This window comes from Saccharothrix sp. NPDC042600 (genome assembly GCF_040647305.1).
Taxonomy (GTDB): domain Bacteria; phylum Actinomycetota; class Actinomycetes; order Mycobacteriales; family Pseudonocardiaceae; genus Actinosynnema; species Actinosynnema mutabilis.
In genome coordinates, this window is sequence record NZ_JBEZBW010000209.1 from 1 (window position 1) to 2,790 (window position 2,790).

The window sequence follows — 2,790 nt, forward strand, 5'->3', positions numbered from 1 at the left end:
GCACGAGCGCGAGCACCGCGGCGGTCACGTCCGGCCCCGCGACGGCGGCCGACACCCGGACCCGCCGGGTCACCGCGGCGGCCCGGTCGAGCCACCGCGCGCAGCCGCCGCAGTCCTCCAGGTGCTCGTCCGCGAACCGTTCCGCGGCCGCCGGACCGGCTTCCCCGTCCAGCCGCGCGCTCAGGGTCTCCCGAATGTCGTCGCAATCCACGGATCAGTAGTCGCGGATTTTCCCCGGATGGTTCCAATACTTTCTGGTCAACGCTGTGAAGGCGTCTCGCATGTCGCTTGAGCGCATTTGTCCGGCGGTTCCCGCGGGTTAGTGTCACAATCATGTCGGAAACACCGGGGGAAGACCCGACCACCACTTTGCTCCTCGCCGTCGGACGTGGTGACCGCGCCGCGGCGGAGCTGTTCATCCGGAACACGCAGCGTGACGTCTGGCGGTTCCTGGTCTACCTCGCCGGGCACGCCGACGCCGAGGACCTGACCCAGGAGACGTTCGTCCGCGCGCTGGGCAGCGCCCGCGGTTTCACCGGTCGCGGCGGCGCCCGGACGTGGCTGCTGGCCATCGCCCGCCGGGTCGCCGCGGACCACTTCCGCGCCGCCGCCACCCGACCGCCGATCGCCTCCGACCAGGACTGGCAGGCCGCGGCCGACCGGGTCGGCGACCGGCACCTGCCGGGCCTGGACGACACCGTCGCGATCAAGCTCGCGGTGCGCACGCTGTCCGGGGACCGCCGGGACGCGTTCGTGTTGACGCAGGTGGTGGGCCTGGGCTACGCGGAGGCCGCCGAGGTGTGCGGCTGCCCGGTCGGGACGATCCGGTCACGCGTCGCGCGCGCCCGGCGGGACCTGGTGTCGGTGCTGGCCCCCTCCGCGCCGGGCCCGGCGGTGACGGCCGTGGTGCGTCCGCAGGCAGCCGGCTAGGCCGGGTGGGCCCACCCGGGAGGGCCGCTCGGCGGCGCGCGTTCCCCTGCTCGGGTGGGAAAAGTTCGTCACCGCAGTCCCGTGCCGTTGGTTCTTGACGACACTCGTTTTGCTGTGGAAAAGTCTTAAGCTAACCCGCCCCCCGCTGATGTGGACAACAGTCGAATATTTGCGGTAGGAATCGGTTTGCAGGTGGTGGTAGCCGGTAGCCTGTTCTCTCGAACGCTCCCCTGAGAATTGCTCCGGGACGGGGGTTCGTGGCGACGGCGCCGCCACGCGGGGGGTTGTCGCCAACTGCGTGCAGGAACGCCGCCGAACGCAGCGTGGAACTTACTGGGGAGTTAAACGTGTTTGGTCGAACATGGCCCGGAACAGGGCAGCACCGCGACCCCGGGACAGGCCGGTGCGCCTTACCCGCGAGCGGCTCCGCACCCAAGCGCAGGTCGAGCTAGTCGGCACGGGGGCCAGTCGTGAACCCCTCCGCCCCGACCGGACGTGCCCCGTCGCGGGGACTGTCGCCGCTGCCCGCGCCCCGGCTGGCGATGGGCGTGGTCACCGCGGTCTTCGCGAGCATCAGCCTCATCGGCTTCCTGCACGTGCTGCTCCTGCCCGTGAGCGCGGGCGCCATCGTGCTGTCGTTCTCCTGCATCGCGGTGCTCATGGCGATGCAGTTGCTGTGGTACGCCAGGGACAACGGCAGACTCCGCACGCCGGTGGGCTACGGCGTCCTGGCGGCGCAGGCCGCGCTGGTCTACCTGCCGATCCTGTTGTTCGGCCAGGCGTGGGTCGGCATGCCGGGGTTCCTGGCGGGCAGTGTCCTGCTGGTGCTGCGGGCCGTGCCGGCGTGGACGGCGTTCAGCCTGATCGTCCTGTCGATGGGCGCCATCCAGTGGCTGTTCACCGCGCAACCCATCGACATGCTCTACACGGCGATCTCCACCGTGACGACCGGCTTGGTGGTGTACGGCCTGTCGCGGCTCACCGCGCTGGTGGCGGAGGTCCAGTCCAGCCGGGCCGAGATCGCCCGCATGGCGGTGTTGCAGGAGCGGCTGCGCTTCGCCCGGGACCTGCACGACCTGTTGGGCTACAGCCTGTCCGCCATCGCGCTGAAGATCGAGCTGGCGCACCGGTTGATCGAGAAGTCGCCCAAGGAGGCCGGGGACCAGCTGCTGGAGATCCTGGAGATCTCGCGGCTGGCGCTGTCCGACGCGCGCACCGTGGCCAGCGGGTACCGGGAGCTGTCGCTGGAGGAGGAGTGCCGGTCGGCGGTGTCGGTGCTGGAGGCGGCCGACATCCAGGTGGAGCTGGACGCGGACCACATCGACCTGCCGGTGCAGGTGAGCACGGTGCTGGCGACCGTGCTGCGCGAGGGCGTGACGAACCTGTTGCGGCACAGCAAGGCCAAGCACTGCCGCATCACCATCCGGCAGGGGCAGGACACGGCGTCGCTGGAGATCGTGAACGACGACCTGGCGGAGCGGCAGCGGAAGGCGCCCGGCAGCGGGCGCGGCGGGTTGCAGAACTTGAGCGTGCGGGCCAAGGAGATCGGCGGGTCGGTGACCGTGCGGCACGAGCCCCACGAGTTCCTGCTGCGGGCTGAGGTGCCTCTGCGATATGACCGGCACGCCGCTGCTCGGCGGTCTGAGGCCGACTCTTCTTGAGCTTCGGCTGTCGGGGTGGCGCTGCGCTCTCAAGCTGGCGCTGACGCGCTCTCAAGATCAAAAGCTCAAAAGCGGCTGGGGAGGCCTCCAGTGGGGGGAAGGGCCTGCGTGTTCCCCACCGCATGACCTGGCGGAGCCAACCACAGATCGGCCCGGGTGCCGCTAAAAACTTTTGCTCGTTCCTCGCAAAACTTTTTGG

3 protein-coding genes are annotated in these 2,790 nt (G+C 70.0%); 2 read left to right on the forward strand and 1 reads right to left on the reverse strand.

The features are described from left to right. A partial coding sequence (locus AB0A74_RS42610; RefSeq protein ID WP_358258925.1) for a zf-HC2 domain-containing protein occupies positions 1–211 on the reverse strand: 211 nt, incomplete at its 3' end. 122 nt (positions 212–333) lie between these two features. On the opposite strand from AB0A74_RS42610, the gene AB0A74_RS42615 reads away from it, so the two are divergent. Further along, on the forward strand, positions 334–930 hold the full coding sequence (locus tag AB0A74_RS42615; protein ID WP_358258927.1) for a sigma-70 family RNA polymerase sigma factor: 597 nt from the start codon (positions 334–336) through the stop codon (positions 928–930). 470 nt (positions 931–1,400) lie between these two features. Continuing rightward, entirely contained in the window at positions 1,401–2,591 is a 1,191-nt protein-coding gene (locus tag AB0A74_RS42620) for a histidine kinase (protein ID WP_358258929.1), read from the forward strand. The last annotated feature ends 199 nt before the right edge of the window (positions 2,592–2,790 follow it).

Bases quoted from the DNA above. Each gene is read 5' to 3' on its own strand.
- AB0A74_RS42615 (WP_358258927.1), top strand. From the start codon at position 334: ATGTCGGAAACACCGGGGGAAGACCCGACCACCACTTTGCTCCTCGCC.